At 62.7% G+C, this 26,799-nt stretch carries 27 protein-coding genes and 1 tRNA gene; 18 read left to right on the top strand and 10 right to left on the bottom strand.

What is annotated here, in order from left to right; translation table 11 throughout:
* The first annotated feature begins 48 nt into the window (after window positions 1–48).
* From glgP to DBAC_RS14415, 6 genes are all read left to right on the top strand, one after another.
* Window positions 49–2,637 carry an alpha-glucan family phosphorylase gene (gene glgP, locus DBAC_RS14390; protein ID WP_015775038.1) on the top strand — a complete coding sequence of 863 codons (2,589 nt, stop codon included), beginning with the start codon at window positions 49–51 and terminating at the stop codon, window positions 2,635–2,637.
* 4 nt (window positions 2,638–2,641) lie between these two features.
* Complete coding sequence (locus DBAC_RS14395) at window positions 2,642–3,388, top strand: TlyA family RNA methyltransferase (RefSeq protein WP_015775039.1); 747 nt, start codon at window positions 2,642–2,644, stop codon at window positions 3,386–3,388.
* A gap of 76 nt (window positions 3,389–3,464) precedes the next feature.
* Window positions 3,465–4,070 carry a TrmH family RNA methyltransferase gene (locus DBAC_RS14400; RefSeq protein WP_015775040.1) on the top strand — a complete coding sequence of 202 codons (606 nt, stop codon included), beginning with the start codon at window positions 3,465–3,467 and terminating at the stop codon, window positions 4,068–4,070.
* Window positions 4,071–4,097: 27 nt separating this feature from the next.
* Window positions 4,098–5,162 carry a chorismate synthase gene (aroC, locus tag DBAC_RS14405; protein WP_015775041.1) on the top strand — a complete coding sequence of 355 codons (1,065 nt, stop codon included), beginning with the start codon at window positions 4,098–4,100 and terminating at the stop codon, window positions 5,160–5,162.
* Entirely contained in the window at window positions 5,159–5,941 is a 783-nt protein-coding gene (locus tag DBAC_RS14410) for an ElyC/SanA/YdcF family protein (protein WP_015775042.1), read from the top strand. Before aroC ends, DBAC_RS14410 begins: the two co-directional genes overlap by 4 nt.
* Window positions 5,942–6,829, top strand: coding sequence for a rhomboid family intramembrane serine protease (locus DBAC_RS14415; RefSeq protein ID WP_015775043.1), 888 nt, complete (start codon window positions 5,942–5,944; stop codon window positions 6,827–6,829).
* Window positions 6,830–6,874: 45 nt separating this feature from the next.
* Here the strand turns inward: DBAC_RS14415 and DBAC_RS14420 are convergent, their stop codons facing one another.
* Genes DBAC_RS14420 through rfbB form a run of 5 tightly spaced genes read right to left on the bottom strand, consistent with a single transcriptional unit; the run spans window position 6,875 to window position 10,739 of the window.
* Window positions 6,875–7,240, bottom strand: a complete 366-nt coding sequence (locus DBAC_RS14420; protein ID WP_015775044.1) for a CoA-binding protein — start codon at window positions 7,238–7,240, stop codon at window positions 6,875–6,877.
* Window positions 7,241–7,244: 4 nt separating this feature from the next.
* Complete coding sequence (gene grpE / locus DBAC_RS14425; protein ID WP_015775045.1) at window positions 7,245–7,790, bottom strand: nucleotide exchange factor GrpE; 546 nt, start codon at window positions 7,788–7,790, stop codon at window positions 7,245–7,247.
* 50 nt (window positions 7,791–7,840) lie between these two features.
* Window positions 7,841–8,857, bottom strand: coding sequence for a heat-inducible transcriptional repressor HrcA (hrcA, locus tag DBAC_RS14430; RefSeq protein WP_015775046.1), 1,017 nt, complete (start codon window positions 8,855–8,857; stop codon window positions 7,841–7,843).
* Window positions 8,854–9,717 (bottom strand): dTDP-4-dehydrorhamnose reductase, encoded by an 864-nt coding sequence (rfbD, locus tag DBAC_RS14435; RefSeq protein ID WP_015775047.1) that lies wholly within the window; start codon window positions 9,715–9,717, stop codon window positions 8,854–8,856. Before rfbD ends, hrcA begins: the two co-directional genes overlap by 4 nt.
* Window positions 9,714–10,739: a dTDP-glucose 4,6-dehydratase gene (gene rfbB / locus DBAC_RS14440; RefSeq protein ID WP_015775048.1), complete on the bottom strand. Its 1,026-nt coding sequence runs from the start codon at window positions 10,737–10,739 to the stop codon at window positions 9,714–9,716. Before rfbB ends, rfbD begins: the two co-directional genes overlap by 4 nt.
* Window positions 10,740–10,862: 123 nt before the next feature.
* Here rfbB and DBAC_RS14445 point away from each other — a divergent pair, with 123 nt between their 5' ends.
* Window positions 10,863–11,339, top strand: coding sequence for a tRNA (cytidine(34)-2'-O)-methyltransferase (locus DBAC_RS14445; protein ID WP_015775049.1), 477 nt, complete (start codon window positions 10,863–10,865; stop codon window positions 11,337–11,339).
* Window positions 11,340–11,354: 15 nt separating this feature from the next.
* Window positions 11,355–12,326 (top strand): adenosylcobinamide-phosphate synthase CbiB, encoded by a 972-nt coding sequence (gene cbiB, locus DBAC_RS14450; protein WP_015775050.1) that lies wholly within the window; start codon window positions 11,355–11,357, stop codon window positions 12,324–12,326.
* Window positions 12,327–12,390: 64 nt separating this feature from the next.
* On the opposite strand, the gene DBAC_RS14455 is transcribed toward cbiB, so the two are convergent.
* From DBAC_RS14455 to ndk, 5 genes are all read right to left on the bottom strand, one after another.
* Entirely contained in the window at window positions 12,391–13,254 is an 864-nt protein-coding gene (locus tag DBAC_RS14455) for a class I SAM-dependent methyltransferase (RefSeq protein ID WP_015775051.1), read from the bottom strand.
* 62 nt (window positions 13,255–13,316) lie between these two features.
* Window positions 13,317–13,392 (bottom strand) — tRNA-Val (locus tag DBAC_RS14460).
* A 69-nt stretch (window positions 13,393–13,461) separates the two neighbouring features.
* A complete protein-coding gene (locus DBAC_RS14465) occupies window positions 13,462–13,992 on the bottom strand; it encodes a GNAT family N-acetyltransferase (RefSeq protein WP_015775052.1) in 531 nt (176 codons plus the stop codon).
* Between the two features lie 24 nt (window positions 13,993–14,016).
* On the bottom strand, window positions 14,017–14,808 hold the full coding sequence (gene proC, locus DBAC_RS14470) for a pyrroline-5-carboxylate reductase (protein WP_015775053.1): 792 nt from the start codon (window positions 14,806–14,808) through the stop codon (window positions 14,017–14,019).
* Complete coding sequence (gene ndk, locus DBAC_RS14475; protein ID WP_015775054.1) at window positions 14,808–15,224, bottom strand: nucleoside-diphosphate kinase; 417 nt, start codon at window positions 15,222–15,224, stop codon at window positions 14,808–14,810. The genes proC and ndk overlap by 1 nt, the downstream gene beginning before the upstream one ends.
* A 188-nt stretch (window positions 15,225–15,412) precedes the next feature.
* Between ndk and DBAC_RS14480 the strand changes: the two genes are divergently transcribed.
* From DBAC_RS14480 to DBAC_RS14525, 10 genes are all read left to right on the top strand, one after another.
* Entirely contained in the window at window positions 15,413–15,973 is a 561-nt protein-coding gene (locus DBAC_RS14480) for a GAF domain-containing protein (RefSeq protein ID WP_015775055.1), read from the top strand.
* A gap of 10 nt (window positions 15,974–15,983) precedes the next feature.
* Window positions 15,984–17,003: a type I glyceraldehyde-3-phosphate dehydrogenase gene (gene gap / locus DBAC_RS14485; RefSeq protein WP_015775056.1), complete on the top strand. Its 1,020-nt coding sequence runs from the start codon at window positions 15,984–15,986 to the stop codon at window positions 17,001–17,003.
* Window positions 17,004–17,245: 242 nt separating this feature from the next.
* Window positions 17,246–19,153, top strand: a complete 1,908-nt coding sequence (dnaK, locus tag DBAC_RS14490) for a molecular chaperone DnaK (protein ID WP_015775057.1) — start codon at window positions 17,246–17,248, stop codon at window positions 19,151–19,153.
* 137 nt (window positions 19,154–19,290) lie between these two features.
* Complete coding sequence (locus tag DBAC_RS14495; protein ID WP_015775058.1) at window positions 19,291–21,225, top strand: penicillin-binding protein activator; 1,935 nt, start codon at window positions 19,291–19,293, stop codon at window positions 21,223–21,225.
* A 2-nt stretch (window positions 21,226–21,227) separates the two neighbouring features.
* Window positions 21,228–21,512, top strand: coding sequence for an Asp-tRNA(Asn)/Glu-tRNA(Gln) amidotransferase subunit GatC (gene gatC, locus DBAC_RS14500; RefSeq protein ID WP_015775059.1), 285 nt, complete (start codon window positions 21,228–21,230; stop codon window positions 21,510–21,512).
* A 41-nt stretch (window positions 21,513–21,553) separates the two neighbouring features.
* Window positions 21,554–23,020, top strand: a complete 1,467-nt coding sequence (gatA, locus tag DBAC_RS14505) for an Asp-tRNA(Asn)/Glu-tRNA(Gln) amidotransferase subunit GatA (protein ID WP_015775060.1) — start codon at window positions 21,554–21,556, stop codon at window positions 23,018–23,020.
* Between the two features lie 29 nt (window positions 23,021–23,049).
* Window positions 23,050–24,093: a tRNA 2-thiouridine(34) synthase MnmA gene (mnmA, locus tag DBAC_RS14510; protein ID WP_015775061.1), complete on the top strand. Its 1,044-nt coding sequence runs from the start codon at window positions 23,050–23,052 to the stop codon at window positions 24,091–24,093.
* Window positions 24,083–25,372 carry a MiaB/RimO family radical SAM methylthiotransferase gene (locus DBAC_RS14515; RefSeq protein ID WP_015775062.1) on the top strand — a complete coding sequence of 430 codons (1,290 nt, stop codon included), beginning with the start codon at window positions 24,083–24,085 and terminating at the stop codon, window positions 25,370–25,372. The genes mnmA and DBAC_RS14515 overlap by 11 nt, the downstream gene beginning before the upstream one ends.
* Complete coding sequence (locus DBAC_RS19160; protein WP_015775063.1) at window positions 25,369–25,932, top strand: DUF4416 family protein; 564 nt, start codon at window positions 25,369–25,371, stop codon at window positions 25,930–25,932. The genes DBAC_RS14515 and DBAC_RS19160 overlap by 4 nt, the downstream gene beginning before the upstream one ends.
* Entirely contained in the window at window positions 25,917–26,798 is an 882-nt protein-coding gene (locus tag DBAC_RS14525; protein ID WP_015775064.1) for a YicC/YloC family endoribonuclease, read from the top strand. The genes DBAC_RS19160 and DBAC_RS14525 overlap by 16 nt, the downstream gene beginning before the upstream one ends.
* Window position 26,799: the final 1 nt, after the last annotated feature.

A 26,799-nucleotide genomic window follows, 5' to 3' on the forward strand; every position in this document is an offset into this window, starting at 1 on the left:
TCAAGCACGCATGCAGGGATGCGTTACAAATTTATGACAGGGGGATTTATGCAACCATTGCATGTTTATACAGTTGTGCCCAAGCTTCCGGAAAAACTTCTGCCGCTCAAGACGCTGGCAAGCAACCTCTATTTTTCATGGCAACATGAAATCGAGGAATTTTTTGCCCAGATAGACCGCGAATTATGGGAAAAAAGCGAACACAACCCGGTCTGGTTCCTGAACCATCTGCCTCAGAGCACACTGGAAGAACTGGGCGAGGATGAATTCTTTCTGGACCGTCTGTCAACCATTGCGGCGGGTTTCGAAAAATACCTGTCCAAGCGCAGCCCCATGACCGGACTCGACGCTCTTGAGAGCGGACCTGTGGTCGCCTATTTCAGCGCCGAATACGGCATCGCCCAATGCCTGCCCGTGTATTCGGGAGGGCTTGGCGTGCTGGCCGGGGACCATCTCAAATCCGCCAGCGACCTGAACATACCCCTGGTCGGAATCGGATTGTGCTACCAGCGCGGATTTTTCCGCCAGTACCTGACCCACGACGGCTGGCAGCAGGAACGCTATCAGGCCAACGATTTCGAGCAGATGCCCCTCTCGGCGGTGCTGGACGAGGACGGACTGCCGCTGAAGGTGCGCTTCCAGATGCAGGGCAGCCCGCTCTATTTCCGCGTCTGGCGGGCGGACGTTGGCCGCGTGCCTCTTTTCCTGATGGACACCAATATCTCCGAAAACACGCCGGAACGCCGGGAGCTGACCTCCCAACTCTACGGCGGGGACCTGGAGATGCGGCTCATGCAGGAATATCTGCTCGGCATCGGCGGCATCAAAGCCCTTGAGGCCATGGGCCTCTCCCCCCGGGTCATCCACATGAACGAAGGCCACTCGGCTTTTGCCGGCCTGGAAAGAATCCGCGTGCTCATGGAAGACCGCCACCTGTCCTTTGAGGCGGCCCTGGAACTGGTTGCCCAGAGCTCCGTCTTCACCACGCACACACCTGTTCCGGCGGGCAACGACCGTTTCTCCCCGGAACTGATGGCCAAATACTTCCAGGAATATTCCGCGGACCTGGGACTCTCCTGGAAGGTTTTCCTGGCCTTGGGCCGGGAAAACACGCGCGATGACGCCGAACATTTCTGCATGACCATACTGGCCCTGCGCCTGTCCCGGTTCAACAACGGCGTCAGCCGGCTGCACGGCAAGGTTTCGCGCAAAATGTGGGCCAATGTCTGGCCCCAGTATCCCGAAGAGGACGTGCCCATCACCTGGGTCACCAACGGCATCCATTTCCCGACCTGGGTGGCTCCTGAAATGTCGGTCCTCTACGACCGTTTCCTGGGCCAGTCGTGGCGTGAAGACCCGGACTGCGAGAGGGTCGGCGAAAAATTCGGGTCCATCCCGGACATCGAGCTCTGGCGGGCGCACGAACGCCTGCGGGAGCGTCTGGTCGATTTTGTGCGCCGCCGCCTGCAGCAGCAGATCATATCCCGGGGCGGCCGCAGCTGGGAACTCGAAGCCGCGGACAATGTCCTCAATCCCGAGGCGCTGACCATCGGTTTCGCCCGCCGCTTCGCGTCCTACAAACGCGCCTACCTGCTGCTCAAAGACGATGACCGCCTAAAACGCCTCGTTACGGACCCCGCCCGCCCGGTACAGTTCATCTTTGCCGGCAAGGCCCATCCCCGGGACAACGAGGGCAAGAAAATCATTCAGGAGCTCATCAGCCTCTGCCAGTCTCCGGAGAGCCGCGCATCCATGGTCTTTCTGGAAGACTATGACATGCAGGTCGCCCGCTACCTGGTCCAGGGCTGCGACATATGGCTCAACAACCCGCGCCGCCCTCTGGAGGCCTGCGGCACCAGCGGCATGAAGGCCATGGCCAACGGCGTGCTCAACCTGAGCACCCTTGACGGCTGGTGGGACGAGGCCTGGAGCCCGGACAATTCCGTGGGCTGGGCCATCGGCAACGCCGAGGAATACGACGATGTCGAATACCAGGACTTCGTGGAGAGCCAGACCCTCTACAACATCCTCGAAAAAGATGTCATCCCGCTCTTCTACGACCGCGTGCAAGGCTCCTTCCCCAGGCGATGGGTGCAAAAGATGAAGCAGGCCCTCAAAACCCTGGGGCCGGTCTTCAACGGGCACCGCATGGTCGAGGAATACTCCAAGCGCGCCTATCTCCCGGCCAATATCAGCTACGGCAAGCTCTCGGCGGGCGGATACCGCCCGGTCATGGACCTGGCCGACTGGCGCATGAACCTGCTCACCCACTGGGGCGGGCTCGATATCCGTAACGTGCAGTGCGTCACGGCCCACGAAATGTTTGTCGGTGAGAACCTGGAGGTCAGCGCCGAGGTCAAGGTCGAGGGCCTCGGCATCCAGGACATCCGCGTGGAAATCTACACCGGCCCCCTTGATCACACCGGCAAATTCGCAAACCGGTCCACCTTCGCCATGAGCCCGGACGAGCGCACCGCCGACGGCTGGTACATATACCGAGGCAAGGCCATGCCCATGGCCACGGGCAAATTCGGCTTCACCGTGCGCATCCTGCCTCACCACCCGCTGCTGCGCGATGCGCACAGTCTGGGGCTGATCTTCTGGGCCGACAACCCCGGACCAAAACTCCAAGGGTAGCGGGGTGGCCAAGAAAGTCGATCGGGCCGACGTGGTCCTGGCCGAGCAGGGGCTGGTCGAGAGCTGCGAAAAGGCCACGCGCATGATCATGGCCGGGCAGGTATTCCTGCTCCGGAACGGGGCCAGGACCCTCGTGGCCAAGCCCGGGCAGCAGATCCCCTGCGACGCGCGGCTGGAACTCAAGGAATCGGAGCGTTTCGTATCGCGCGGCGGCTACAAGCTGCTCACGGCCCTGGAGCATTTTGCCCTGGACGTGAGCGGCATGGTCGCCCTGGACGCCGGGGCCTCCACCGGCGGGTTCACGGACTGCCTGCTGCAGTTCGGGGCCGCGCGGGTTTACGCCGTGGACGTGGGGCACGCGCAGCTGCACTGGAAGCTGATCCGCGACCCACGCGTCATCAACATGGAGCGGATCAACCTGCGCCATGCCACAGCAAACCTCCTCCCTGAAAAAGTGGATCTGGTGGTGGCTGACTGCTCCTTCATTTCCCTGCGGCTCATCCTGCCCCCCTGCCTGCAGTTTTTAAAGGACGCAGGGCAGATTTTGGCCCTGGTCAAACCGCAGTTCGAGCTGGCGCCCGAGCATGCGATCAAGGGCGTGGTCCGCTCGGAAGAATTGCAGCTCAAAGCCGTGGCCGAGGTGCAGGCCTTCGCCGCGGAGGAGCTCGGGCTGCAGGTTATGGGCTCCGTCCCGGCAGGAATCAAGGGCCCCAAAGGCAATCAGGAGTACCTGCTCCATTTGCGCCGCTGACCTTGGGCTTTGCCAACTCGGGGCGATGCGGGTACAGACCGCGTTCATCTTCCACACTTCAACCACATTTGAGCCCATGCCCGACAGATTTCTGACCGAAGACCGCAAAACCAGACTCAGATCCGTATTGGCCAGACGTCAGCCCGACCTGACCCTGGTGCTGAACAATATCCACGATCCGCACAACGTGTCCGCCATCCTGCGCAGCTGCGACGCTTTCGGAGTGTTTGGCGTGCACCTGTATTACACCAAGGAAAAATTTCCGTCCCTGGCCAACAGCTCTTCGGGCTCCGCCAAGAAATGGATCGACCTGACCCGCCACCGTGAAGCCGGGCCCATGATACAGGGCCTTCGCGGACGGGGCATGCAGATCGTGGGCACGGGTTTTAGCCCCACGGCCAGACCCATCATGGATATCGATTTCACCAGGCCCACGGCCATCATCCTTGGCAACGAACACCGGGGCATGGACCCCGATGTCAAGATCCACGTGCCCGACGAGATCTACATCCCCATGTTCGGCATGGTGCAGAGCCTGAACGTGTCCGTGGCCGCGGCGACCATTCTCTACGAAGCCATGCGCCAACGCCTGGCCGCCGGAATGTACGACCAGAGCCCTCTGGACACGGATGAATTCGAGGACGTATACGCAGACTGGTGCAAGCGAGGCAAAGACTATTAGCCCGGGCCAGCCCCCCTGGAGAATTTGATGGCAGGAAACACTTTCGGCAGCATCTTCAAACTGACGACCTTCGGCGAATCCCATGGCCCGGCCCTGGGCGGAGTGGTGGACGGATGTCCCGCCGGGATCGCCCTCAGCGAGGCCAGCATCCAGACGGAGCTTGACAAACGCAGGCCCGGCCAGGGTGGCCCGGCCGTCACCGCCCGCAGCGAGCCGGACCGTATCCGGCTTTTGTCCGGAGTCTTTGAAGGCCGCAGCACAGGCACGTCCATCGGCTTCATCATCGAAAACACGGACCAGCGCTCCCATGATTACGGCGAGATCAAGGACGTGTTCCGGCCGGGTCACGGCGACATGACCTACCAGGCCAAATACGGCCTGCGCGACTATCGCGGCGGAGGCCGTTCCTCGGGCCGGGAGACGGTGTCGCGCGTGGCGGGCGGAGCCGTGGCGGCGGCGTTTCTGCAGACGCTGGGGATCACTGTCCGGGCCGCCGCCGTGGAGCTTGGCGGCATCGCGTGCCAGAGCGTCGATCTGGAAGGCGCCGAGCACCGCCCCTTCTTCGCGGCCGAAGACGACGCGGTCCTGCGCTGGCAGGAGAGGGTCAAAGACGTCGCGGCTCAAGGCGACACCCTGGGCGGCATCGTCGAGATCCGCGCCTGCGGAGTGCCGGTCGGACTGGGCGAGCCGGTCTTTGACAAGCTCGATGCCCGTCTGGCCGCGGCGCTGATGAGCGTGGGGGCGGTCAAGGGAGTCGAGATCGGCGGCGGATTCGCGGCCAGCCGCATGCTCGGCAGCGAAAACAACGACGCCATGCTGGATTCGGGGTTTGCGTCCAACAATGCCGGCGGAATCCTGGCCGGAATCTCAAGCGGCCAGGAAATCGTGCTGCGCGCCGCCATCAAACCCATCCCCTCCATCGCGCTCGAGCAGCGGACCCTGGACCGCTTCGGGACAGCGCGGACCATCCGCGTCGGCGGACGGCACGACATCTGCGCCATCCCCCGCGTGGTCCCGGTGCTCTGCGCCATGGCCAAACTGGTTCTGGCCGACATGGTCCTGTTGCAACGGCGCATGGGAGTCGGCACATGAGCGTAGGCGCGGGCTTTATCCTCAAAAAAGCCCTGGGCACGCTCTTCATGCCCCTGTCGGTCTGCCTTGTTCTTTTCGCCCTCGGTCTGCTCTATGTGCTGCTGCGTCGCTCCAAGGACGCCATCGCCCCCTTTGTCATGGGCGGGCTCCTGCTTTACGCCTTTTCCCTCAACTCCGTGTCCGGGTACCTGATCCGTCCCCTTGAAAACGCCTATCCGCCGCTGAATCTGAGCAATGCGGAGATCGTCAAAAAGCCGGTCAAATGGGTGGTCGTGCTCGGCTCCGGACATTGGACGGACCAGCGTCTGCCCCCTGGGGCCATGCTCGAAGAGGCGGCCCTGTACCGGCTGAACGAGGGCATCCGGGTCGCGAATCGTTTTCCGGGCGCCATTCTGGTTCTTTCGGGCGGAAAATTCAAAGACGAACAATCAAACGCGCAGGTCATGGCCGCTGCCGCCGTGGACCTAGGCTTTAATCCGGGCCGGATCATGCTCTCGGACCAGGCCCTCGACACCCACGACGAAGCGATGCGCATCAAAGCCCTGGCCGGTTCCGACCTCTTCGTGCTGGTGACGTCGGCCTCGCACATGCTGCGCGCCGTCAAGCTGTTTGAAAATCAAGGCTTAAAACCCATTCCCGCGCCGACCTGTTACCAAAGCAAGGGCGAGCCCGAATACTTCCTGCCCCGCGCGGACAACATCAAAACCTGTCACATGGCCGTACATGAATACCTGGGCCTGGCCTGGTCCTTTGTGCGCGGGCAGATATCCATCCTCTAAGTGATCGACATCCTGCCCACCCTGGCCCTGGCCACCCCGAAACACAGCCCGGACAAGGCCACCGTCCGCGCCTGGTCCCTGGTCCTGACCAGCCGCAGATTCCTGAACCGCTCCGATCACGGCAGACTTCTGGTCGCGCCGGCCCTGGCAGCGCTCGCCGTGCAGGAGATCCTCGCCTACGAACAGGAAAATCTGCCGCGGCCCCGCCCGGCGCCCCTGCCGGACAACTCCTGGGTCAGCCTGCTGATCATCGCCGTCTTTCTGGGCCTGACCATGTGGCTCGACGCCCAGGGCCTGGGGAGACGCATCTCCTGGCATCTCGCCGGCCGGGCCGACGCCGGACTCATCCTTGGCGGGGAGTGGTGGCGCTGCGTGACCGCCCTTTTCCTGCACGCCGACGCCGGACATCTGCTGGCCAACGCAGGCGCCCTGGCGGTGCTGGCCTCGCTTCTGGCGCGACGCATCGGATCAGGCCTGACCTGGGGGCTTTTCGTTTTCTCCGGAGCTCTCGGCAACGCCCTCAACGCCTGGGCGCAGGCCCCCGATCACCTCAGCGTGGGCGCATCCACGGGAGTCTTCGGACTGATCGGCGTCCTGGCCGGCGGCGCGGGACGGGCCGAACGCGGCTCAAGAGGACAGGTTTTACTGCTGGCCCTGGGCTTCGGTTTCAGCCTGCTGGCCATGCTCGGCGCGGGCGAGGAGCGCGTGGACCTGGGCGCTCATTTTTTCGGGATGTGCTGCGGCGTGCCCTTCGGGTTGCTGGTCGGCGGTTGGCACGGGGCGACGGGATGGAAGGCCCGGATTGGAGCTTTGGCCGGCGCGGCCGGGCTGGTCCTTGTGGTCTGGGCCTGGATAGTGGCCCTTGAAAGCGGCATGCCGGGAGGATGAGATTCGAGGAGCCGGAAAGGCTCCCCGACCAGATGTGCGTGCGGTCTAGAATTGTCCGGTTCTGAGCATGACCAGGGTGCAGGCATGTTCCCAGGGGATGCCCGCTTCGGTCAGGGCCTGTTCCAGCGCCGCCGATTCCGTGCCGGGATTGAGAATGACCCGCCCGGGCTTCAAGGCTACGATGGCGTCTTGCATCTGGGCGCTGCGCTCCGGCCCGACATAAAGGGTCAGCGTATCCACCTTCTGATCGATGGCGTCCAGGCTGGGAACGACGGGCAGCTCTTCGATGACGGTTCGGCCCGGCGTGACCGGAATGACCGAATGCCCGTGATCCTTGAGCATGCGCACGGCCTGGTTTGAATACCGTTCCGGCTTGTGGCTCGCGCCGAGCACAGCGACAATCTGGCCCATGCGTTTACTCTCCCGCCTTGCGGCTGACCATGACCTTGGCCGGGCGCAGCAGGCGATCCTTGAGCATGTAGCCCTTCTGCAGCATCTGGCAGACCGTGTTCTCGTCCACGTCGTCGCGCTCCACCTGCCCCAGCGCCTCATGACGTGCCGGGTCGAAGGGCACATCCACCGCCCCGATCTGCTCCAGCCCATGCTTCTTCATCGTGTCGAGGAAAATGTTCATGGTCATCTCCACGCCCGTGACCAGATCCTTGCAGGCCTCGGTCTGCTTGCCGTGGGCCAGGGCCAGGTCAAGGTTGTCCATGACCGGGATGATCTCCTCGAGGATGGCGGAGGTGGCGAATTTGAAATAATCTTCCTTTTCGCGCAAAAGCCGCTTCTTGAAATTCTCACTGTCCGCCAGGACGCGCAGGTTGTCCTTTTTCAGCTCCTCCATGTCGGCCAGGGCCTGGACGTATTTTTCCTCCAGGGTCAGTTCCTTTGCTTCTTCAGCCTGCATTTCGGTCTGCACTTCATCCGGGTTCTGGCCCTCTTTTTCCTTATTGGACATGAAAAACTCCTGATCCTTGAAATATTTGAGAAATCGCTTCACGACAAACCTTAGAAGCGGGATTTGAGGCACTGACTAAGTATTTGGGCGGCAAAGTCAACCATGGGCACGATGCGCGCGTAGTTCATGCGCACCGGCCCAAGCACGGCCAACGTGCCGTGATTGGTGGAAAAAGCGCTGTAGGGGGAAGCCACCAGCGAACATCCCGCAAGTCCGGGCATGTCCTGGGTCAGGCTGACGGAGACGGACTGGCTGGCCGAGGTCTTGTCCAGAAGTTCGAGCAGCCTGGAGCGTTCCTCGATGAGCCGCAAGAGTTCCTGGATGGTCTCCAGTTCCGTGAATTCGGGCTGGTCCGTAAGGTGGCTCGCGCCACCGACAAAGACTTCCGGCTGTTCTTCCTCGGCCAGAGCCTGCGCGGCCAGCTCCCAGGCCCTGCGGTAGGCATCCAGGGTCTTGCGCGCTTTATGCAACTGGCGCTCGATCTCGCCGCGCACCTCTTGGGTGGTGCGTCCCTCGAACAGACTGTTCAGATAGTTGCCGTAGTGCACGAGGTCATCGGCGTTCAAACGCTCGTCCATCTGCACCAGGCGGTTGCTGATCAGCCCGCCCTGCATGACCAGTACCGCCATGATCATGCCCGGCCGCAAGAGGACGAAATCTATCTGTCGCCAGCGGGCCAGATCCTGACGCGGGGCCATGATCACGCAAACCTGGCGGGTCAGGGACGAAAGAGTGCGGACCGCGCGACGCAGGACCTGGGTCAGATCCCCCTCGCCCGGCAGAATGTGTTCGTGCAGGCGGGACTGCTCCCTGCGCGGCAGTGGGCCGAGGGTGAGCACCTGATCGAGATAATAGCGAAAAGCCAGAACCGTGGGGACCCGTCCTGCGGACGTGTGCGGCTGCCGCAGATACTCCTTTTCCGTCAGCGCGGCCATGGCCGATCTGACAGAGGCGGGGCTGAGCCCCAGACCCGAAGCCAGCGTCTGCGAGGACACGGGCAGGGCGGTCTCCACATAGGTCTCGACCACGGCGGTGAGGACGGCGGTTTCGCGCTTGCTTAAGATCATGACAAGCAGTCTTCCCGGGAAAAAAGAAATTCGCGCAGGGCCTGCAGCCACGGGCGCGGCGCAATACCCGTGGCGGCCGTAAAGGCGCCGAGGTCCAGCACCGAATATGCCGGACGGCAAGCCTTCTGGGGATATTCGGACGAGGGGATGGGCTTGATCCGGCAGGCCAGGTCCGCGCCCCGGACGGCCTCCGTAGCCAGTTCGCACCAGCTTGCCTGGCCCGCGTTGGCCAGATGAAAGATGCCCGTCGCCCCCGTTGCCAACAGCGCCAGGGAACCGGCGGCCAGATCCGGAGTGTAGGAGGGGCTGCCGATCTGATCATGGACCACGGAGAGCTCCGGCCTCGACGCGGCCAGCTCCAGAATGCGGGTCACGAAATTTGTCTTGCACGGGCCAAAAAGCCATGAGGTTCGGATGATGAGCAGGTTCGGCAGGCCCAGGGACATGAGCTCCCGCTCGCCCTGCAACTTGGTCTGGCCGTAGACCGAACAGGGCGCGGTCTGATCCCCGGGGCCATAGGGGCTTGTCTTTTTGCCGCTGAAAACGAAATCCGTGCTGTAGTGGACCATAGGCACACCGGCGGCCTGCACGGCTTTACCCAGAATGAGCGGCAGCTGCCGGTTCAGCCTGGAGGCCTCGGCCGGCTCGTCCTCGGCCTGATCGACCTTGGTGTAGGCCACGGTGTTGAACAGCACCTCCGCCTTGGTCCGGGCGAGGTAGTCCTCCACGGCCGGGCGCTCGAACAGGTTCAGCTCATCGCGCCCCGGAGCATGCACGGCCCATCCCTGCCTGGTCAGAGCCAGGCTTAAGGCCTGTCCCAAGAGACCGGTCTTGCCGCCCAGCACAACGGCGCTCCTCATGCCTGCCTCGTCCGGTACCAGTTATCCATGAACTGGCGATAGGCGCCGCTCTGCACTTCGTCAAGCCAGGCCTCGTTGGCCTTGTACCAGGCCAGGGTGCGGGCCATGCCATCCTCGAAAGAATGCTGCGGGGTCCAGCCCAGATCCGCCGTGGAGCGCGCAAAGGCCATGGCATAACGGCGATCATGACCGGGCCGGTCGGTGACATGGGTGATGAGGTCTTCGCTTTTGCCCGTCAGCCGCAGGATGAGGCGCACCACCTCCAGGTTCGTGCGTTCGGCGTCCCCGCCAAAATTGTAGACCGCGCCGGGCTGGCCTTTGAAAAGCGTGGCTTCCACGCCCCGGCAGTGGTCCATGACGTAAATCCAGTCCCGAACGTTCTGCCCGTCGCCGTAAACGGGGATGGGCTCGCTGCGGGAGGCCTTCAGATAGACCAGGGGAATGAGTTTTTCCGGAAACTGGTAGGGACCGTAGTTGTTGGAGCAGCGGGTGACCATGACGGGCATCCCGTAGGTGTGGAAATAGGCCCGGGCCAGCAAATCCGAGGAGGCCTTGGACGCCGAGTACGGGGAATTGGGCGCCAGGGGGGTGTCTTCAGTGAACTGCCCGGTGGGCCCGAGGGTGCCGTAGACTTCGTCGGTGGAGATGTGCACGAAACGCGGAATTTCAGCCCGTCTGGCGGCTTCCAGAAGATTCTGCGTGCCCAGCACGTTGGTCGTGACAAAGGGGAACGGGTCGCTTATGGAGCGGTCCACATGCGATTCGGCCGCGAAATTGAGCACCGCATCGAAGACAAAGCGCTTCATGAGCTCCGGCACGAGCTCCTGGTCGCAGATGTCGCCGTGCACGAAATGATAGCGGCGCCCCAGATGCAGCGCCTCCTCCTCGGCCAGATTCCGGCGGTTGCCTGCATAGGTCAACTTGTCGAGGTTAACGATGACCACATCCTCGTGAGAGGCAAGCATGTGCTGGATGAAATTGGAGCCGATGAAGCCGCAGCCTCCGGTGACAAGCAGATGCATGAATTCTCCTGACTTCGCGGTCCTTGACGGAAGCGGGTTTGAAAGCCAAAAAAGGGTGATGTGCCGAGAGGGCTTGCCCGATCCGGGCCGTGCCTGCCAAAAAATACGCAAAGAGAATCAAAGATGCAAATCGCCCTTTACGAGCCTGAAATACCCCCCAACACCGGGACCATCGCCCGGCTCTGCGCCGCCTCCACCACCCGCCTGAATCTGATCGAACCCCTGGGCTTCAGCCTGGACGACAAATATCTCAAAAGGGCGGGGCTCGACTACTGGCCGCACGTGGACAAGCGGATCTGGCCGTCCTGGCCCGCCTTTCTTGAAGGCCGCGATCCGGGCCGTCTGGTTTTCACCAGCGCGCGCCAGGGGGTGGCCTACCACCGGTTTTCCTTCAGGGCCGACGACATCATCGTGCTCGGCCCGGAAACCCGGGGCCTGCCCCCGGAAGTACTCCATGACGCCCAGGATCTGATCCGCATCCCCATCTGGGGAGAAGTCAGAAGCGTCAACCTGGCCAATGCCGCGGCTGTGCTTCTCTACGAAGCCTATCGTCAGACCGGAGAGCTGGACCTGCGCGAGGGCCGGCCCGCCGCCCCCTAACCTACGGAGACGCGCATGCCCGACACGCTCTACAGTCTGCCGCTGAACCTGTCACTCTTCGTCTTCCTGCTGGGCTGCGTGGCCCTGGACCTGCTCTTTGGCGATCCCCGCGACTGGCCGCACCCTGTGCGGCTCATCGGCAAAATACTGGCGCGCCTTGAGGGCTGGGCAACATCTTTTTTCCTTGGACCGCGCATAGGTGGAACCCTGAGCGTCGCCGCCGTGGCTGCGGGCAGCGCGGCCACGGTCCTTCTGCTGACCGGCCTGCCCCTGATGGGAGAGATCCTGGCCCTGTACCTTGGCTATGCGGGGCTGGCCCTGGGCTGTCTGCTGCGGGAAACCAACACCGTACTGGCACTGCTCGAAGACGGGCGGCTGGCGGCGGCCCGCGCCCATCTGGCCGGACTGGTCAGCAGGGACACGGACGACATGACCGAGGACGAAGTCTGCCGCGCCCTGGGCGAAACCCTGGCCGAAAATTTCAATGACGGATTCGTGGCCCCCCTCTTCTGGCTCTGCCTGCTGGGGCCCGCCGCGTTGTGGGCCTACAAGGCCGTGAGCACTGTGGACTCCATGTGGGGATACCGCACGCCGCGTTTCGAGAAGATCGGCAAGGCCGGGGCGCGGGCCGACGACATCCTGGCCTGGATGCCCGCCCGTCTGGCCGCCATCTCCATCTGGGCCACGGGCTGGCTGCTGCTGCGCCCCGCCGCCTGGGAACGCATCGCGCGTGACGCCCGGAGCATGGACAGCCCCAACGCGGGCTGGCCCATGAGCGCCGCCGCCCACGTGGCAGGCGTGAGCATGGGCGGCCCGACCCGCTATTTCGGAGAGATCAAGGACAAGCCGTTCCTCGGGCCGCTCGGTGTGACCTGGTCCCCGCAGCGCGTTCGCGGCATGCTGCGCGCGCTGCTGCCGGCCGCGCTGCTGTGTACCGTGGTCCTAACCATCGCGGGAAGCTCGTTGAGCTGGTGGAATCTCGGCTGAAACGACGCGCGCTCAACACCGAACAGCCCCCTGATTTCAAATTTCAAATCTTAAATTTCAAATCTTAAATTTGAGATTTGTTCGCTTCCCATCTTCCCCAAGTGCCGCTGGGCAGGTCCAGAACCTCCTGCCCGCCATGCAGCAGCATTTCCCCGCAGGTCAGAGTTCCCTTTCCGAAAGTCTGCTCCAGCAGGTTCCTGAGCACGATGGGCGAAAAACCCGGCGTGTGCGAGGTCAGGATGACGAAAAGCGGCGTGTCGCTTAAAACCTGACGGACCAGGTCCAGGGTCTCCTGCACGTTCTTTTCGACCTTGTAGAGTTCTCCGCGCTTGCCCCGCCCGAAAGATGGAGGGTCCAGCAGCACGCAGTCGTACTTGCGCCCCCGTCGCACCTCGCGCTTCAAGAACGCGCTCACATCGTCGACAATGAAGCGGGTTCCCGAATCCTCAAGGCCGTTCAGGGCGGCGTTGCCGCGTGCCCACTCGACCATTCCCTTGGACGCGTCGAGGTGGCAGCACTGCGCCCCGGCCAGGGCCGCCGCCAGGGTCGCGCCCCCGGAATAGGCGAAGAGATTAAGGAAGCGCGGGGCCTCCCCGTGCGCGACCGCGCCCTGGCGCACAGCGCCTGCGATCCATTGCCACAGATCGAGGGTTTCCGGAAAAATGCCCAGGTGGCCAAAATCAGTGGTCGAAAGGCGCATGCGCACCCCGCGCACGGTCACGATCCATTCCTCGGGCAGCCGCTCCCGGCCGTGCCAGTTGAGTCCGTCCTTGCGGTCGAAAGTGGCGCTGGCTGATTCCCAGAGCGCGGGCTGCGAGGGTTCCCATACGGCCTGGGCGCAGGGGCGGGCCAGGATGACTGTACCGAATCGTTCCAGTTTTTGACCGTTGCCGCTGTCGAGAAGTTCGTAATCGTCCTGTATCTGCATGGGATGCTCCATAAGCGAAAAAACCCTTCCGGGCGGCTGCCTGAAAGGGTTTGTGCGGTCGGTGGTGGGCGATACAGGATTTGAACCTGTGACTTCCACCGTGTGAAGGTGGCACTCTCACCGCTGAGTTAATCGCCCCGAGGAGATGCGTTTAGCTCCGCCCGCCGTGTCATGTCAAGATATTACCGTCGCCTGGTCCAGCCGGGATCACAGATTTTTCTGCAGCTCCAAAAAGGCGTGCCGCCCGGGACCGAAACAGCGGTCGCCGCTCATTCCCGTGACCTGCATGAAACCGAGCCTGATCCAGAACCGCAGGGCGTTCCAATTCTTAAGCCCGACCCCCACCCGCACGCGGGTCATGGGCCCGGGGCGCAGCATGGCCTCCAGGCTCAGATAGGCCTCCCGCCCCAGGCCGATGCCCTGAAATTCGACACTCAGAAAAAGTTCTCCGACATAGGCGATATCGCCCTTGGGGTAACCGGTGTACAGGCTCATCAGCCCGATGACGTCCCCGGCCATGGGTTCGCGCAGAATGAGATTATGCAGGGAGGACCTGCACCCTCTCGGCGGCAGGTTCTGGTGCTCGACAAAGCGGCGGGCCAGGACGGGCGGATCGTTTTCGCGGTCCAGAAGCAGCAGCAGTTCCCTGTTTCCGGCATAAACAGTCTCGATTTCCGGGATCTCGGCTCCGGTCACGGGCTGGGCGAGGATGCGTGCGCTACGGAATGAATACGGCATAAAAAAAGGCGGCTCGTAGCCGCCCTAATCCGCAAGTTCCTTGCTGCGTCTGGCGGCGGCCAGAACAGCCTGGCCAAGCGCGAATTTGAAGCGGTGCTCGTCCAGGGCATTGAGTCCCGCGATGGTCGTCCCCCCGGGGGAGGTGACCATTTCTTTTAAAAGCGTCGGGTGAACGCCCTCGGCCTCGGCCATGAGCGCCGACCCGGAGACCAGCCCCGCGACCATGCTGGTGGCCTGGGCCCGGGTCAGCCCCAGGGTCACGCCCGCGTCGATCAGCCCTTCCATGAAGGCATAGACATAGGCGGGCCCGGAACCGATGAGGCCCGTGTAGGCGTCGAAGAGCTTTTCCGGCAGCACATGGGCCTGACCGATGGAGGAAAAAACATCCAGCAGGGTCTGCCTGCGACCCTCATCCAGCAGCGCGTGGTCGAAGCACAAGGCATAAACGCCCTTGCCGACCATGGCCGGAGTGTTGGGCATGACGCGCACCACGGGGCATTCTTTCCCGGACCATTCGACCAGCTGGTCCAGGGTGACGCCGGCGGCGATGGAGACAAGGCAGGTTTCGGGTCCAAGGGCCGAGGCCAGACCGGTCAGCACCGGGCGCATGACCTGCGGCTTGACAGCCAGCAGGACATAATCCGAATTTTTGACCAACTCCTGGACAGTGGCATGGATGGTCATGATGTCCGCATTCTTGCGGCACATGCCCTCGCTGGGATCGAATCCGTGCAGGGCGAACGCGCCGCCCGAGGCCAGCCCGCGAGCGATGGCTCCGCCCATGTTCCCAAGACCGATGAACCCGAATCTTTTCATTATCCTACCAACTCCAGTGCGTTGAAGAAGTATGCGATTTCGACCGCCGCGGTATCCTGACCGTCGGAACCGTGGCAGGAGTTCTTTTCGATGTCCAGCGCGTATTTCTTGCGGATGGTGCCTTCGGCGGCGTTGTCCTTGTTGGTCGCGCCCATCAGGTCGCGGTATTTCTGCACTGCGTTGTCGCCTTCCAGGCACATGACCACGCAGGGGCCGGAGCACATGTATTCGACAAGACTGCCGAAAAAGGGCCGCGCGCTGTGTACGGCATAGAAGCCTTCGGCCTGGGCCTTGGTCAACTGGATCATTTTCATGCCTTTGATGCGCAGTCCCGCGCTCTGGATCATGGCCATAATCTCGCCCTGCAGGTTGCGGGCGACGGCGTCGGGTTTGATGATGGAGAAAGTGCGTTCCATAAATACTCCTGTAAAAGATTTTGGGGCCTCGTATCCTCTGCATGTGGAAAACTCAATACTTCCGCAGAAAATGCCAGTTTGTTTGATTATTCAATTCATAATATTATTTCGGAAGTGAAAATGTATTGTTCTCTTGCGCCGTTGTCATGTATGCCTTTCGCGAAGTCTAGACAGAAAAGGAGGAAATCATGAGCAAAAAGCGCCTCTATGAAATTATTTACGAAGTCAGCCGGACTGTGAACTCGAGCCTTGACCCGAGCGAGGTTTTAAGCCGCATCGCGGAGCAGGTGACCCGGGCCATGGGCGTCAAGGGATGCTTCATCCGGCTCCTGGATCGCAGCGGCAAGATCCTGAAACCGGCGGCCTATTTTGGTCTCAGCGAACGCTACGCCAAAAAGGGCGTGGTCGAGGTGGCCAAGAGCGGACTGGACCGCGAAGCGTTTACCGGCAAGGTGGTCCAGATTGCCGATGCGGGCTCCGACCCGCGCTTTCAGTACGGCGGCGAAGCGACCAAGGAAGGGCTGGCGTCCGTGCTGGTAGCCCCCCTGTTTGTGGAAGGCAGCCGTCCCATCGGGGTGCTCCGGGTCTACACGGGAGAGCGCCGCGAGTTTGATGAAGAAGAGATCGGCTTTCTGCAGGCCATCGCCAACATTTCGGCCATCGCCATCGAAAACGCGCGCATGCACCAGACCTTGAAGCGCCAGATGGAACTCATAAACGCTTACGACTACCAGGTTTTTGAAGACTAGGGAGCATCTTATGGAAAAAACACGAATTGGAATAAACGGCTTCGGACGCATAGGCAGGCAGGTGCTCAAGACCATCTGGCAACGTCACCGCGACACCCTGGAAGTCGTGGCCATCAACGATCTTTTCGATACGCAGACCAACGCCCATCTGCTCCGACACGATACGTCCTACGGACATTTTGCGCCCACTGTGGAGGCCGACGCCGACACCATCCGGGTGGGCGGTGAATGGGAAGTGAGAAGTTTCGCCCAGCGCGACCCGAGGCTCATCCCCTGGAAGTCGTGCGGGGTGGACATCGTCATCGAATCCACGGGCATCTTCCGCACCGGCCCGACAGCCGGCCAACACCTGGAAAGCGGCGCCAAGAAGGTCATCATCACCGCGCCCTCCAAGGACGAGGACCTGACCGTGGTCATCGGCGTGAACGAGGACAAGTACGACCCTGCCATCCATCACATCGTCTCCAACGCTTCCTGCACCACCAACTGCCTGGCTCCGGCGGTCAAGATCATGCACGCCAAATTCGGCGTGGCCAAAGGCGTGCTGACCACGGTTCACGCCTACACCAACGACCAGCGCATCCTCGATCTCCCGCACAAGGATCTGCGCCGGGCCAGGGCCGCAGCGTGCAACATGATCCCCACGTCCACGGGCGCGGCCAAGGCCGTGGCCAAGGTCATCCCCGAGATGGCCGGACGCTTTGACGGCTATTCGGTGCGCGTACCCGTGCCTGCGGTGTCCCTGGTGGATTTCGTGGCCGTGCTCGAACGCGACACGACCGCCGAGGAGCTCAAGGCAGCCTTCAAGGAAGCCGCCGCCGGCGAACTCAAGGGGATACTGGGCTACTCCGAAGAAGCCCTGGTCTCCTCCGACTTCATCGCGGACCCGCATTCGGGCGTGGTGGATGCTGATTTCACCACGGTCCAGGCCGGAAACCTGGCCAAGGTGCTGATCTGGTACGACAACGAATGGGGGTATTCCTGCCGCGTGGCCGACCTGGCCCATCTCATGGCGCAAAAGGGTCTTTGATCCGCCCCGAGCCTCTTCATCCGAACTGAAGCCTCTGCCGGCATGCACGGCAGGGGCTTTTTCGTGCGCCGCCCACCACGCCCGTTCCTGCCCCCGGATACTCCCGGCAGATCCGCCGTCTTTGGCCCCGCAGGCATCGCCGTCTAAAAAAAATGCCCCCCAGCCCTTTACAAGCAATTTTTAGGCGTTAATTTGTGCCCGATTTTTACATAATTATTTCAATTACCGCAGAGGAGACCACAATGGGTAAAATTATCGGTATAGATTTGGGTACGACCAACAGCTGCGTCTATGTCATGGAAGGCAAGGAAGCCAAGTGCATCACCAATCCTGAAGGCGGCCGCACAACGCCGTCCATCGTCGCGTTTACTGATCAGGACCGCCTGGTGGGCGAGATCGCCAAGCGGCAGGCGGTCACGAACTCCGACAAGACCATCTTCGCGGTCAAGCGTCTCATGGGCCGCCAGATCGACGATCCCAAACTCAAAGACTGGATCGCCAAGAGCCCCTACAAGATCGTGGCCGGAGCCAACAATGATGCCTACGTGCAGATCGGCGACAAGAAGTACAGTCCGGCCGAAATCTCCGCGCTCATTTTGCAGCGCCTGAAAAAAGATGCCGAGACATACCTTGGCGAAACCGTGACCGAAGCGGTCATCACCGTCCCGGCCTACTTCAACGATTCCCAGCGCCAAGCCACCAAGGACGCGGGCCGCATCGCGGGCCTCGAAGTGAAGCGCATCATCAACGAGCCCACGGCCGCTTCCCTGGCCTACGGTTCGGACAAGAAGGCCAACGAAAAGATCGCCGTATTCGACCTCGGCGGCGGCACCTTCGACATCTCCATCCTCGAAGTGGGAGACAACGTCGTTGAAGTGCGCGCCACCAACGGCGACACGTTCCTGGGCGGCGAAGATTTCGACCACGAGATCATCACCTACCTGGTGGCGGAGTTCAAAAAGGAAAACGGCATCGACCTGTCCAAGGACAAGATGGCCCTGCAGCGCCTCAAAGAAGCCGCCGAAAAGGCCAAGAAGGACCTGTCCTCCTCCACCGAGACGGACATCAACCTGCCTTTTATCACGGCGGACCAGAATGGTCCCAAGCACATGACCATGAAGCTGTCCCGCGCCAAGCTCGAATCGCTGTGCGAAGCGCTGGTGAGTCGCACCATCGAGCCCTGTCGCAAGGCCCTGGCCGACGCGGGTCTGAAGACCGGCGACATCAACGAAGTCATCCTGGTCGGCGGCATGACCCGCATGCCGCTGGTGCAGAAGAAGGTCGGCGAATTCTTCGGCAAGGAACCCAACCGCAGCGTGAACCCCGATGAAGTCGTGGCCATGGGCGCGGCCATTCAGGGCGGCATCCTGGCCGGCGACGTGAAGGACGTGCTGCTCCTGGACGTAACGCCGCTGTCTCTTGGCATCGAAACCCTGGGCGGCGTGTTCACCAAGCTCATCGACCGCAACACGACCATCCCGACCCGCAAGAGCAACACCTTCACCACGGCCGCCGACAACCAGCCGTCCGTGTCCATCCACGTATTGCAGGGCGAGCGTCCCATGTGTTCCGACAACATGACGCTGGGCCGCTTTGAACTGACCGGCATCCCGGCCGCTCCGCGCGGCGTGCCGCAGGTCGAGGTCACCTTCGACATCGACGCCAACGGCATCGTCAACGTTTCGGCCAAGGATCTGGGTACGGGCAAGGAGCAGTCCATCCGCATCACGGCATCGAGCGGCCTGAGCGACACGGACATCGAGCGTCTGGTCAAGGAAGCCGAAGCCCACGCCGAAGAGGACAAGAAGAAGCAGAAGCTGATCGAAGTCCGCAACAGCGCCGACACCCTGATCTACACCACGGAGAAATCCATCCGCGATCTGGGCGAAAACATCGACGCAGCCATGAAGGCCGACATCGAGGGCAAGGCCGAGGCCCTCAAAAGCGTCCTGCAGAGCGAAGACACCGAAGCCATCCAGAAGTCCATGGACGAGCTGGCCCAGGCCTCGCACAAGCTGGCCGAAAAGCTCTACGCCCAGAAGACCGACGCCGGCGCCCATGCCGACGCACAGCAGGAAGCCGGACAGGGCGGCGCCAAAAACGATGATGAAGACGTCGTCGATGCCGACTACACGGAAGTGAAAAAGTAAGTATCGACCACGGCAAGCATTGGCTTGACACGGCAATTTGCCGGTCCCTATACTCCACGCCTGGCCCTTGACGGGGCCAGGCTTTTTTTTATTCAACCGGGACACTCCCTTCAGACCGTTGTCAGGCTCCATACCTTATGAAAATCGGACCTCTTTACTCCTGCATCCTCGTGTTGGCCCTGATTCTCGGCGCCTCCTCCTGCGCCAAAAAAATCGTGTATTCCACTCCAGGCGCAAAACCCGCCTCCGCCCTGCCCGGGCACAAGGCGGCGGACCCGCAAAAAGCGCTCCAGCGCTACACCAAGTATCTGGAGACAACCGGAGTGGGCGATCCCGGCCGCAGCGATGCCTGGCGTAATACCGTCGACAGCGCGGTACAGCTCGGGGAATTCGAGCTGGCGGAAAAGAACCTGCAGGCCTGGCAGGCCGAAAACAAAACCGCCACGTCCTCCTGGGACTGGAACCAGGCCAACGCCCAGCTTCTCCTGGCCCGCAAGGGCAAGGACGCCTACGTCAGCTACCTGCTCGACCTTGCCGGTCGCACCGACCTTGATTGGACCACGCGCGATGCGGCCGGAATGGAGCTCGTCGATCATTTCTGGGCCATCCCCGAATACGGGCTGGCCTTCGAGACCATGGGTTTCCTCTACAAGGCCACCCCCGACGACGCGACCCGGGGCGCGCTGGAAACAGAAGCCCTGCGCCGGGCCGAATCCCTGCAGGCCGACGAGCTGCGCACCGTCCTGGACAGCGCCCTGGGCGCCGATCCGGGCGCCTATCCCTGGTCCATGGTGGTCTGGGCGCGGAGCATGAAGCTTCTGACCCAGGACAAGGACAACTGGACGTCTGTCTGGCCCAGCCTCTCCACCATCGTGCGCAGCGGAGGGCTCGCCAACAAGGATTTCTTTGCCGGCCACTTGCGCGCCCTGGAACAGCAGATGGGCGTGGTCAAGCAGAACCTGGTCCTGCTCCTGCCACTTTCCGGCCCGTACGCGCAGGTGGGCTGGAAGATCGCCAAGGGCGCCGACACCGCCTGGCGGGAGAGCCGGGCCCAGACCGAGGCGCCGGCGATAAAGCTCATCAACACCGAGTCCCCGACCTTTCTGGAAGAATTGCGCGCCGTGAGCGGCGTGCCCATCATCGGCGGTCCGCTGCGCAAGGAAATATGGAGCCAGATCCGACTGGCGGGCCTGCACCGCACATCCAGATTCCTGACCTTCATGCCCAGCGTCGAAGACGAGGGCGTGGAGGCATGGCGCTTCTTCAGCACCCCCGCGGATCAGGTCCGGGCCGTCATTCGGGGCTGCGAACGCCTGGGGGTCACGTCGTACGCGATCCTGCACCCCCAGGACCGATTCGGCACGGCCATGGCCGACATCTTTCAGGAACAGGCCAGAATTCTGGGCGCGCGCGTCTCCACGGTCCGGGGCTACGACATCGAAAATCCGCCAACCTGGGGCAAAGCCGTGGCGGCCCTCTTGGGAGCCAGCGGAGCCAAGGACACCCTGAACCCAGACCCTCCCTTTCAGGCGGTTTTCCTGCCCGATTCCCTCTTCCGGGTGCAGCAGCTGGCCCCGCTTTTCCATTATTATGAAGAGACGCGGCTCCTTTTTCTCGGGCCGCAGCTCTGGGGACAGAGCCTGTCCGAGGCCAATCTGGAAACGCAATACTTTGACCTGACGTTCTTTCCCGGAGCCTGGGGAGCCGACATCTCCACCCAGAGCGCGCAGAGCCTGAAGCGCGGCATGCAGGAAGGCGACGGGGAAGAAGCGGACATGTGGGCGGCGCTTGGCTACGATTTCGTGCGTTTCACCGCTCTTCTCGGAGGCGGCCAAAGTTCGGCCGAGGCCTTCAACCAGGCCCTGGCCGAAGCCGCCAGCCGCATGCCCTGGTCTTTGGCCCCCATGCACTGGGACGGGGGCCAAGCCTCGCAGGATCTGTTCCTGTTCCAGCCGGAACGCTCGGGCATGATCCAGGCGGACCTGGAAAAAATCCGCAAGGCCCGGGAACAAAGGCAGATTCGTCGCGACGAGCGCCGAATCCAACTTCAAAACAAGAAGAAGCAAGGATGAGCATGAAAATAAGCCCTGAAAAAGCACTGGCCATCGCCACCCTCGCACGGCTCGAGGTCAGCCCGGAGCTGGCCGCCAGCCTGGGCGCGCAGATGGACGACATTCTTGGCTACATGGACAAGCTGAACGAGCTGGACACCGCGAGCGTCGAGCCCATGTACACCACCGTCGAACAGCCCGGATTCTTGCGCGAGGACGAAGTCGCCAAGGAATTCGGGCGCGCGCAGATCCTGCTCAACGCACCGGAAAGCGACGGCGAATACTTCATCGTGCCCCGCATCGTCTGATCCCGGGCGCACATCAGAACCGCTCCAAAAGGAAGTTTTTCATGTCACAGCTGTTCCATCATTCCCTGACCCAGATTCGCGACCTCCTGCGTGCAGGCGAAATCACCGCCCGGGAAGCCACGGCCTCCTGCCTGGACCGCATCGCAGCCACCGAACCCAGGCTGGACGCCCTCCTGCATGTGGCCGGAGAAGAGGCCCTGGCCCAGGCCAAATCAATGGATGCGCACGGGCCGGACGCAAAGAAGCCCCTGTGGGGCGTCCCCGTCATCATCAAGGACGTGCTGGCCACGGTCGGCATGCCCACCACCTGCGGCTCCAAAATCCTGGAGAACTTCGTCCCGGTCTATGACGCCGACTGCGTGACCAGACTTAAAGAAGCCGGGGCCATCATCCTGGCCAAGGCCAACATGGACGAATTCGCCATGGGCTCGTCCACGGAAAATTCCGCCTTCAAGGTCACCAAAAACCCTTGGGACGTGACGCGAGTACCGGGCGGGTCCAGCGGCGGCTCGGCGGCCAGCGTGGCGGCCGGTCAGTGCTTCGCCTCCATCGGCACGGACACGGGCGGCTCCATCCGTCAGCCGGCCAGCTTCTGCGGCATCGTAGGCGTAAAGCCCAGCTACGGCCGAGTCTCGCGCCGGGGGCTCATCGCGTATGGTTCCTCCCTGGACCAGGCCGGGCCCATGACCCGCACCGTGGCCGATGCGGCGGAAATTTTGCAGGTCATCGCCGGGCACGACCCCAAGGACTCCACCAGCGTCGACACGCCCGTGCCCGATTATCTGAAAGCCCTGAACCGGGGCGGTTCCCTGAAGGGCCTGCGCCTCGGGATGCCTGAACAGTACTGGGGCGAAGGCCTTTCGACCGAAGTGGACGCGGCCTGCCGCAGCGCCGTCGAACTGGCCGTTTCCCTGGGCGCCCAAATCGTGCCCGTGTCCCTGCCGCATACCGAATACGCCATCGCCACCTACTACATCCTGGCCATGGCCGAAGCCAGCTCCAACCTGGCCCGCTTCGACGGGGTGCGCTACGGCCGCCGCAGCAGCCAGACCCAGGACCTTGCGACCATGTACACCCGCTCCCGCTCCGAAGGGTTCGGGGAAGAGGTCATGCGCCGCATCATGCTCGGCACCTATGTGCTTTCGGCCGGATACTACGACGCCTACTACAGGAAGGCGGCGCAGGTCCGACGACTGATCCGCCAGGATTTCCTGAACGCCCTGGACAAGTGCGACCTGATCTGCGGCCCGGCCTGCCCGACCACGGCTTTTGCCATCGGAGAGAACACGGCCGACCCGCTGCAGATGTACCTGACGGACATCTTCACCATCTCCCTGAATTTGAGCGGACTGCCCGGCCTTTCCCTGCCCGTCGGGCTCGGCAAAGACACCGGCATGCCGGTCGGCCTGCAGCTCTTCGCCGGGAACATGGACGAAGCGAGCCTTTTGTCCGCGGCCCAGACTCTGGAAACGCATCTGCCAAAGTTGCCCGAACCGCCACTTGCGTAACCCGGGCCGGATCTTCCGGCCTTTTTTACATGCATAAAACTGCGATCGCACTGAGCGGAGGGGCCGATTCCCTCATGAGCCTGCTTCTGCTCCGGGAAACCGGGGCCGAGGTCATGGCCGTACACGCCCGTTTTCTGGGCGCCGACGACGAGGCCCTGCACGAACGCCTGCACGGCCTTTGCGCGAAACTTCGTGTGCCCTTCCATCTGGTGGACCTGCGGCGCGAATTCGAGGAACTGGTCATTGCCCCCTTTGTGCGCGCCTATCAGTCCGGACTGACCCCCAATCCGTGCGCGACCTGCAATCCAGCCATAAAATTCGGCCTGCTGCTGGACAGGGTCCGGGAGCTCGGGGCGGACCGGCTGGCCACGGGCCATTATGCCCGCCTCGCGCGTACTCCGCACGGTGCCGCCCTGTACAGAGGGCTCGATGCGGACAAGGATCAGAGTTATTTTTTGTCCAGAGTTCCCCGGGAAAGGTTTGAGCAGGTCATTTTCCCCCTGGCCGACTGGACCAAGAGCGCCGTTCGCCAGGCCCTGGCCGAACGCGGGCTCACGCCTCCCGCCGGGCGGGAAAGCCAGGAGGTTTGCTTCATCCCCTCCGATTACAGGGACTTTCTGCGGGAGCGCAACGTCCGCCTGGGCGGCCCCGGCCCGATCACGCTGGCCGACGGCACGGTCCTGGGACGTCACGCGGGGCTGTGGAACCATACCCTGGGTCAACGCAAGGGCCTCGGCATCGCCTACAGTCAGCCCCTTTACGTCACGGGCAAGGATTTCGTGCAGAACCGGCTCCTCGTCGGCCCCAAATCCGAGACCCTCTCGTCCGGCTGCCGCACGGGCATCCCCAACCTGCTCTGGCCGCCCGAACTCTGGCCCGGGGAGATCCTCGCGCAGACGATCTACCGCCAACGCCCCGAACCTGCGCGCGTGAGCGTGGACCAAACCGGCATGACCATCACCTTTCCCGAGCCACGGCCCATGCCCACCCCCGGGCAGGTGGCCGCGGTGTATTCCGCCGAGGGGCAGGTCCTGGCCGGCGCGGTCATCGAGGAGGCCAGCCATGCGGCGTGAACCCGGCCAGCTCTTTTTCCTGACCACCCAGGGATGCAAGGTCAACCAGTACGAGTCCCAAGCCATCCGCGAAGCCCTTGTCGCGGACGGGCTGATGGAAACCCACGACCCGTCCCTGGCCGACATCGTGCTCATCAACAGCTGCGCCGTGACCGAACGCGCCGTGCTCGATCTGGCGAAACTGGTCCGCGGCTTCGCGGCGGCGGATCCCAAACCGTGGATCGTCGTGGCCGGCTGCGCCGTGGAGGCGGACCGGGAGCGCATCCTGGCCCTTTGCCTCGTGGACGAGGTCATCGCGCAAAAGGACAAGGCCGCGCTGGTCAGGATGGGCGAACCGTCAGCCCCCTTCCCGGCGCTGTCCATCTCCGGCTACCATCGGGCCAGAGGGGTCATAAAAGTCCAGGACGGCTGTTCCCACGGCTGCACCTACTGCATCATCCCCGCAACCCGCGGACGCTCCGTCAGCCGCCCTCCCGCAGAGGTCCTCGACGAAGCCGGACGCCTGCTTGAGGCTGGCATCCGTGAAATATCCCTGTGCGGCATCAACCTGCGCCACTACGGACGGGACCTGCCGGGGACCACTGATTTCTGGGATCTTTTGGCCGAGGTGGACCAGGCCCTGTCCCCCCGCTGGGCGGGGCGGGCCAGGCTGCGCCTGGGCTCCCTTGAACCGGGCGACCTGAACGCCAAGGCGCTCTCTACCCTGGCGCAAAGCCGCCTCATGACTCCGCATCTGCACATCTCCCTGCAAAGCGGCAGCCCGGAAGTGCTGCGGCGCATGGGCCGGGGACACTACGGGCTAGAGCAGATATTTGCCTTTCTGCACGACCTGCGCGATATCTGGCCGGTCTTCGGCCTGGGCGCGGACCTCATCGCGGGCTTTCCCGGCGAAACGCAAAGCCATGCGGATGAAACCTTGGAAGTCGTCAAGCGCCTGCCCCTTTCCTACGCCCACGTCTTCCCCTATTCCGAGCGCCCGGGCACCCCGGCCGCGCTCTTCAAGGGCGCCGTGCCCGGTCACATCCGCCGGGAAAGGGCCAAGGCCCTGCGCCGGGAAGTGGCCCGCAAACGCGCTGATTTTCTGCATGAGCTGCTCAAGCTCCCCTTCATGGACGTGATCCTGGAGGAGGGCGGCACCGGCGTGAACGAGTTTTATGTCGAGTGCTCGATCAGCGGCGCGCCGCCGCAGGCCCGCGAGCTGCTGCGCGTCATCCCGACGGGATTGACCTCTTCGGGACTCAAAGCCGGACTTCCCGATGACCATGGGGAAAAGGCATGAGCATCCCGATACTTCCCTTGCCGGGACGCGCCTTTCTGTCCGTGCTGAGCGCCCGCCATGACGAATTCCGGCCAATGCTCCGGCCCCGCCTTGAAGAGATTCTGGGCCCCATCGACTACGAGTCGCAGCCCATCCCCTTCAACCGGACCAGCTATTACGACTCGGAACTGGGCACGCCCATCTCCCGGCACATCCTGTCCTTTGAACGCCCCCTGCCCCTTGACGGCCTGGCCGAAGTCAAGCTGGCCACCAACCGGCTGGAAGCTGAATGGGCGTTGGACGGGCGCAGGCTTTTCAACCTCGACCCGGGCTACGTCACCCAGGAGCGCCTGGTCCTGGCCACGGGCAAGAATTTCACGCACCGGGTGTACCTGTCCCAGGGAATCTGGGCCGATCTGACCCTGATTTTTCAAGGTGGAGACTGGCTCGACCTGCCCTGGACCTTCCCGGACTACGCCGCACCCGCAGTCAAAACGCACCTGACCCGCATCCGGGAGATGTACAGGGACTCCCTCAAGCATTTAACATCATTAGAGGATACACCATGCCCAAAAGTATGACCGGCTACGGCCGCGCCAGCGCCCAGGAAGAAGGTTGGACCCTGTCCTGGGAAATCCGCAGCCTCAACAACCGCCATCTGGATCTGAAATGGAAGATTCCGCCCACCCTCTACGCCCACCAGAAAGAGTGGGAGAACACGGTTCGCGGAGTGGCCAACCGGGGCGGGGTGGAGCTCTTTCTCGGACTCAAGATCAACAATCCCGAACTGCAATCCTTAAGCCTGGACAGGACCATGGCGGCCTCCATGCTGCAGGAACTGGAGCGGCTGGCCTCATCGACGGGCCTCTCGCACACCCCGGACCTGAACCGGCTGCTCAGCATCCCCTCCCTCTGGAAGGACTCCGGCAGCATCGACAACCCGCAGCTCATTGAAAGCCTGACCGAGACCTTGAAAAAGGCTCTGGCGGACTGGGACGAAGCGCGGGTCCGTGAGGGGCTGGCCTTGGAGGAAGACCTGCGCGTGCGCTTTGCGCGCCTGACCGTGCTGGTGGAGGAAATCCGGATCCTGGCAGCCCAGACCGCGCCGGAACGTTTCGCCCAGTTGCAGGAACGGGTCGCCAAGCTGCTCCTTGACAGCGGCGCCCAGATAGACCCGGACCGCATGCTGCAGGAACTGGCCACCATCTCCGACCGGGTCGACGTATCCGAGGAACTGACGCGCCTGGAGATCCATCTCAAAGGCATCGACGGGTACTTCAACCAGACCGAACCCGTGGGCCGCAAACTCGACTTCATGGTTCAGGAGTGCTTCCGCGAGATCAACACCTGCGGCAACAAGAGCCAGAACACGAGCATCAGCCAATTGGTGGTGACCTTCAAGGCCGAACTCGAAAAATGCAGAGAGCAGATCCAGAATCTGGAGTAGG

The sequence above is a fragment of the Desulfomicrobium baculatum DSM 4028 genome, assembly GCF_000023225.1.
Classification (GTDB): domain Bacteria; phylum Desulfobacterota; class Desulfovibrionia; order Desulfovibrionales; family Desulfomicrobiaceae; genus Desulfomicrobium; species Desulfomicrobium baculatum.

Excerpts from the sequence above, each read along its gene's own strand:
- glgP (WP_015775038.1), top strand. The coding sequence starts at position 49 with ATGCAACCATTGCATGTTTATACAGTTGTGCCCAAGCTTCCGGAAAAA.
- DBAC_RS14400 (WP_015775040.1), top strand. The coding sequence starts at position 3,465 with ATGCCCGACAGATTTCTGACCGAAGACCGCAAAACCAGACTCAGATCC.
- aroC (WP_015775041.1), top strand. The coding sequence starts at position 4,098 with ATGGCAGGAAACACTTTCGGCAGCATCTTCAAACTGACGACCTTCGGC.
- DBAC_RS14410 (WP_015775042.1), top strand. The coding sequence starts at position 5,159 with ATGAGCGTAGGCGCGGGCTTTATCCTCAAAAAAGCCCTGGGCACGCTC.
- DBAC_RS14420 (WP_015775044.1), bottom strand. The coding sequence starts at position 7,240 with ATGGGCCAGATTGTCGCTGTGCTCGGCGCGAGCCACAAGCCGGAACGG.
- grpE (WP_015775045.1), bottom strand. The coding sequence starts at position 7,790 with ATGTCCAATAAGGAAAAAGAGGGCCAGAACCCGGATGAAGTGCAGACC.
- hrcA (WP_015775046.1), bottom strand. The coding sequence starts at position 8,857 with ATGATCTTAAGCAAGCGCGAAACCGCCGTCCTCACCGCCGTGGTCGAG.
- rfbD (WP_015775047.1), bottom strand. The coding sequence starts at position 9,717 with ATGAGGAGCGCCGTTGTGCTGGGCGGCAAGACCGGTCTCTTGGGACAG.
- rfbB (WP_015775048.1), bottom strand. The coding sequence starts at position 10,739 with ATGCATCTGCTTGTCACCGGAGGCTGCGGCTTCATCGGCTCCAATTTC.
- DBAC_RS14445 (WP_015775049.1), top strand. The coding sequence starts at position 10,863 with ATGCAAATCGCCCTTTACGAGCCTGAAATACCCCCCAACACCGGGACC.
- cbiB (WP_015775050.1), top strand. The coding sequence starts at position 11,355 with ATGCCCGACACGCTCTACAGTCTGCCGCTGAACCTGTCACTCTTCGTC.
- DBAC_RS14455 (WP_015775051.1), bottom strand. The coding sequence starts at position 13,254 with ATGCAGATACAGGACGATTACGAACTTCTCGACAGCGGCAACGGTCAA.
- DBAC_RS14465 (WP_015775052.1), bottom strand. The coding sequence starts at position 13,992 with ATGCCGTATTCATTCCGTAGCGCACGCATCCTCGCCCAGCCCGTGACC.
- proC (WP_015775053.1), bottom strand. The coding sequence starts at position 14,808 with ATGAAAAGATTCGGGTTCATCGGTCTTGGGAACATGGGCGGAGCCATC.
- ndk (WP_015775054.1), bottom strand. The coding sequence starts at position 15,224 with ATGGAACGCACTTTCTCCATCATCAAACCCGACGCCGTCGCCCGCAAC.
- DBAC_RS14480 (WP_015775055.1), top strand. The coding sequence starts at position 15,413 with ATGAGCAAAAAGCGCCTCTATGAAATTATTTACGAAGTCAGCCGGACT.
- gap (WP_015775056.1), top strand. The coding sequence starts at position 15,984 with ATGGAAAAAACACGAATTGGAATAAACGGCTTCGGACGCATAGGCAGG.
- dnaK (WP_015775057.1), top strand. The coding sequence starts at position 17,246 with ATGGGTAAAATTATCGGTATAGATTTGGGTACGACCAACAGCTGCGTC.
- DBAC_RS14495 (WP_015775058.1), top strand. The coding sequence starts at position 19,291 with ATGAAAATCGGACCTCTTTACTCCTGCATCCTCGTGTTGGCCCTGATT.
- gatC (WP_015775059.1), top strand. The coding sequence starts at position 21,228 with ATGAAAATAAGCCCTGAAAAAGCACTGGCCATCGCCACCCTCGCACGG.
- gatA (WP_015775060.1), top strand. The coding sequence starts at position 21,554 with ATGTCACAGCTGTTCCATCATTCCCTGACCCAGATTCGCGACCTCCTG.
- mnmA (WP_015775061.1), top strand. The coding sequence starts at position 23,050 with ATGCATAAAACTGCGATCGCACTGAGCGGAGGGGCCGATTCCCTCATG.
- DBAC_RS14515 (WP_015775062.1), top strand. The coding sequence starts at position 24,083 with ATGCGGCGTGAACCCGGCCAGCTCTTTTTCCTGACCACCCAGGGATGC.
- DBAC_RS19160 (WP_015775063.1), top strand. The coding sequence starts at position 25,369 with ATGAGCATCCCGATACTTCCCTTGCCGGGACGCGCCTTTCTGTCCGTG.
- DBAC_RS14525 (WP_015775064.1), top strand. The coding sequence starts at position 25,917 with ATGCCCAAAAGTATGACCGGCTACGGCCGCGCCAGCGCCCAGGAAGAA.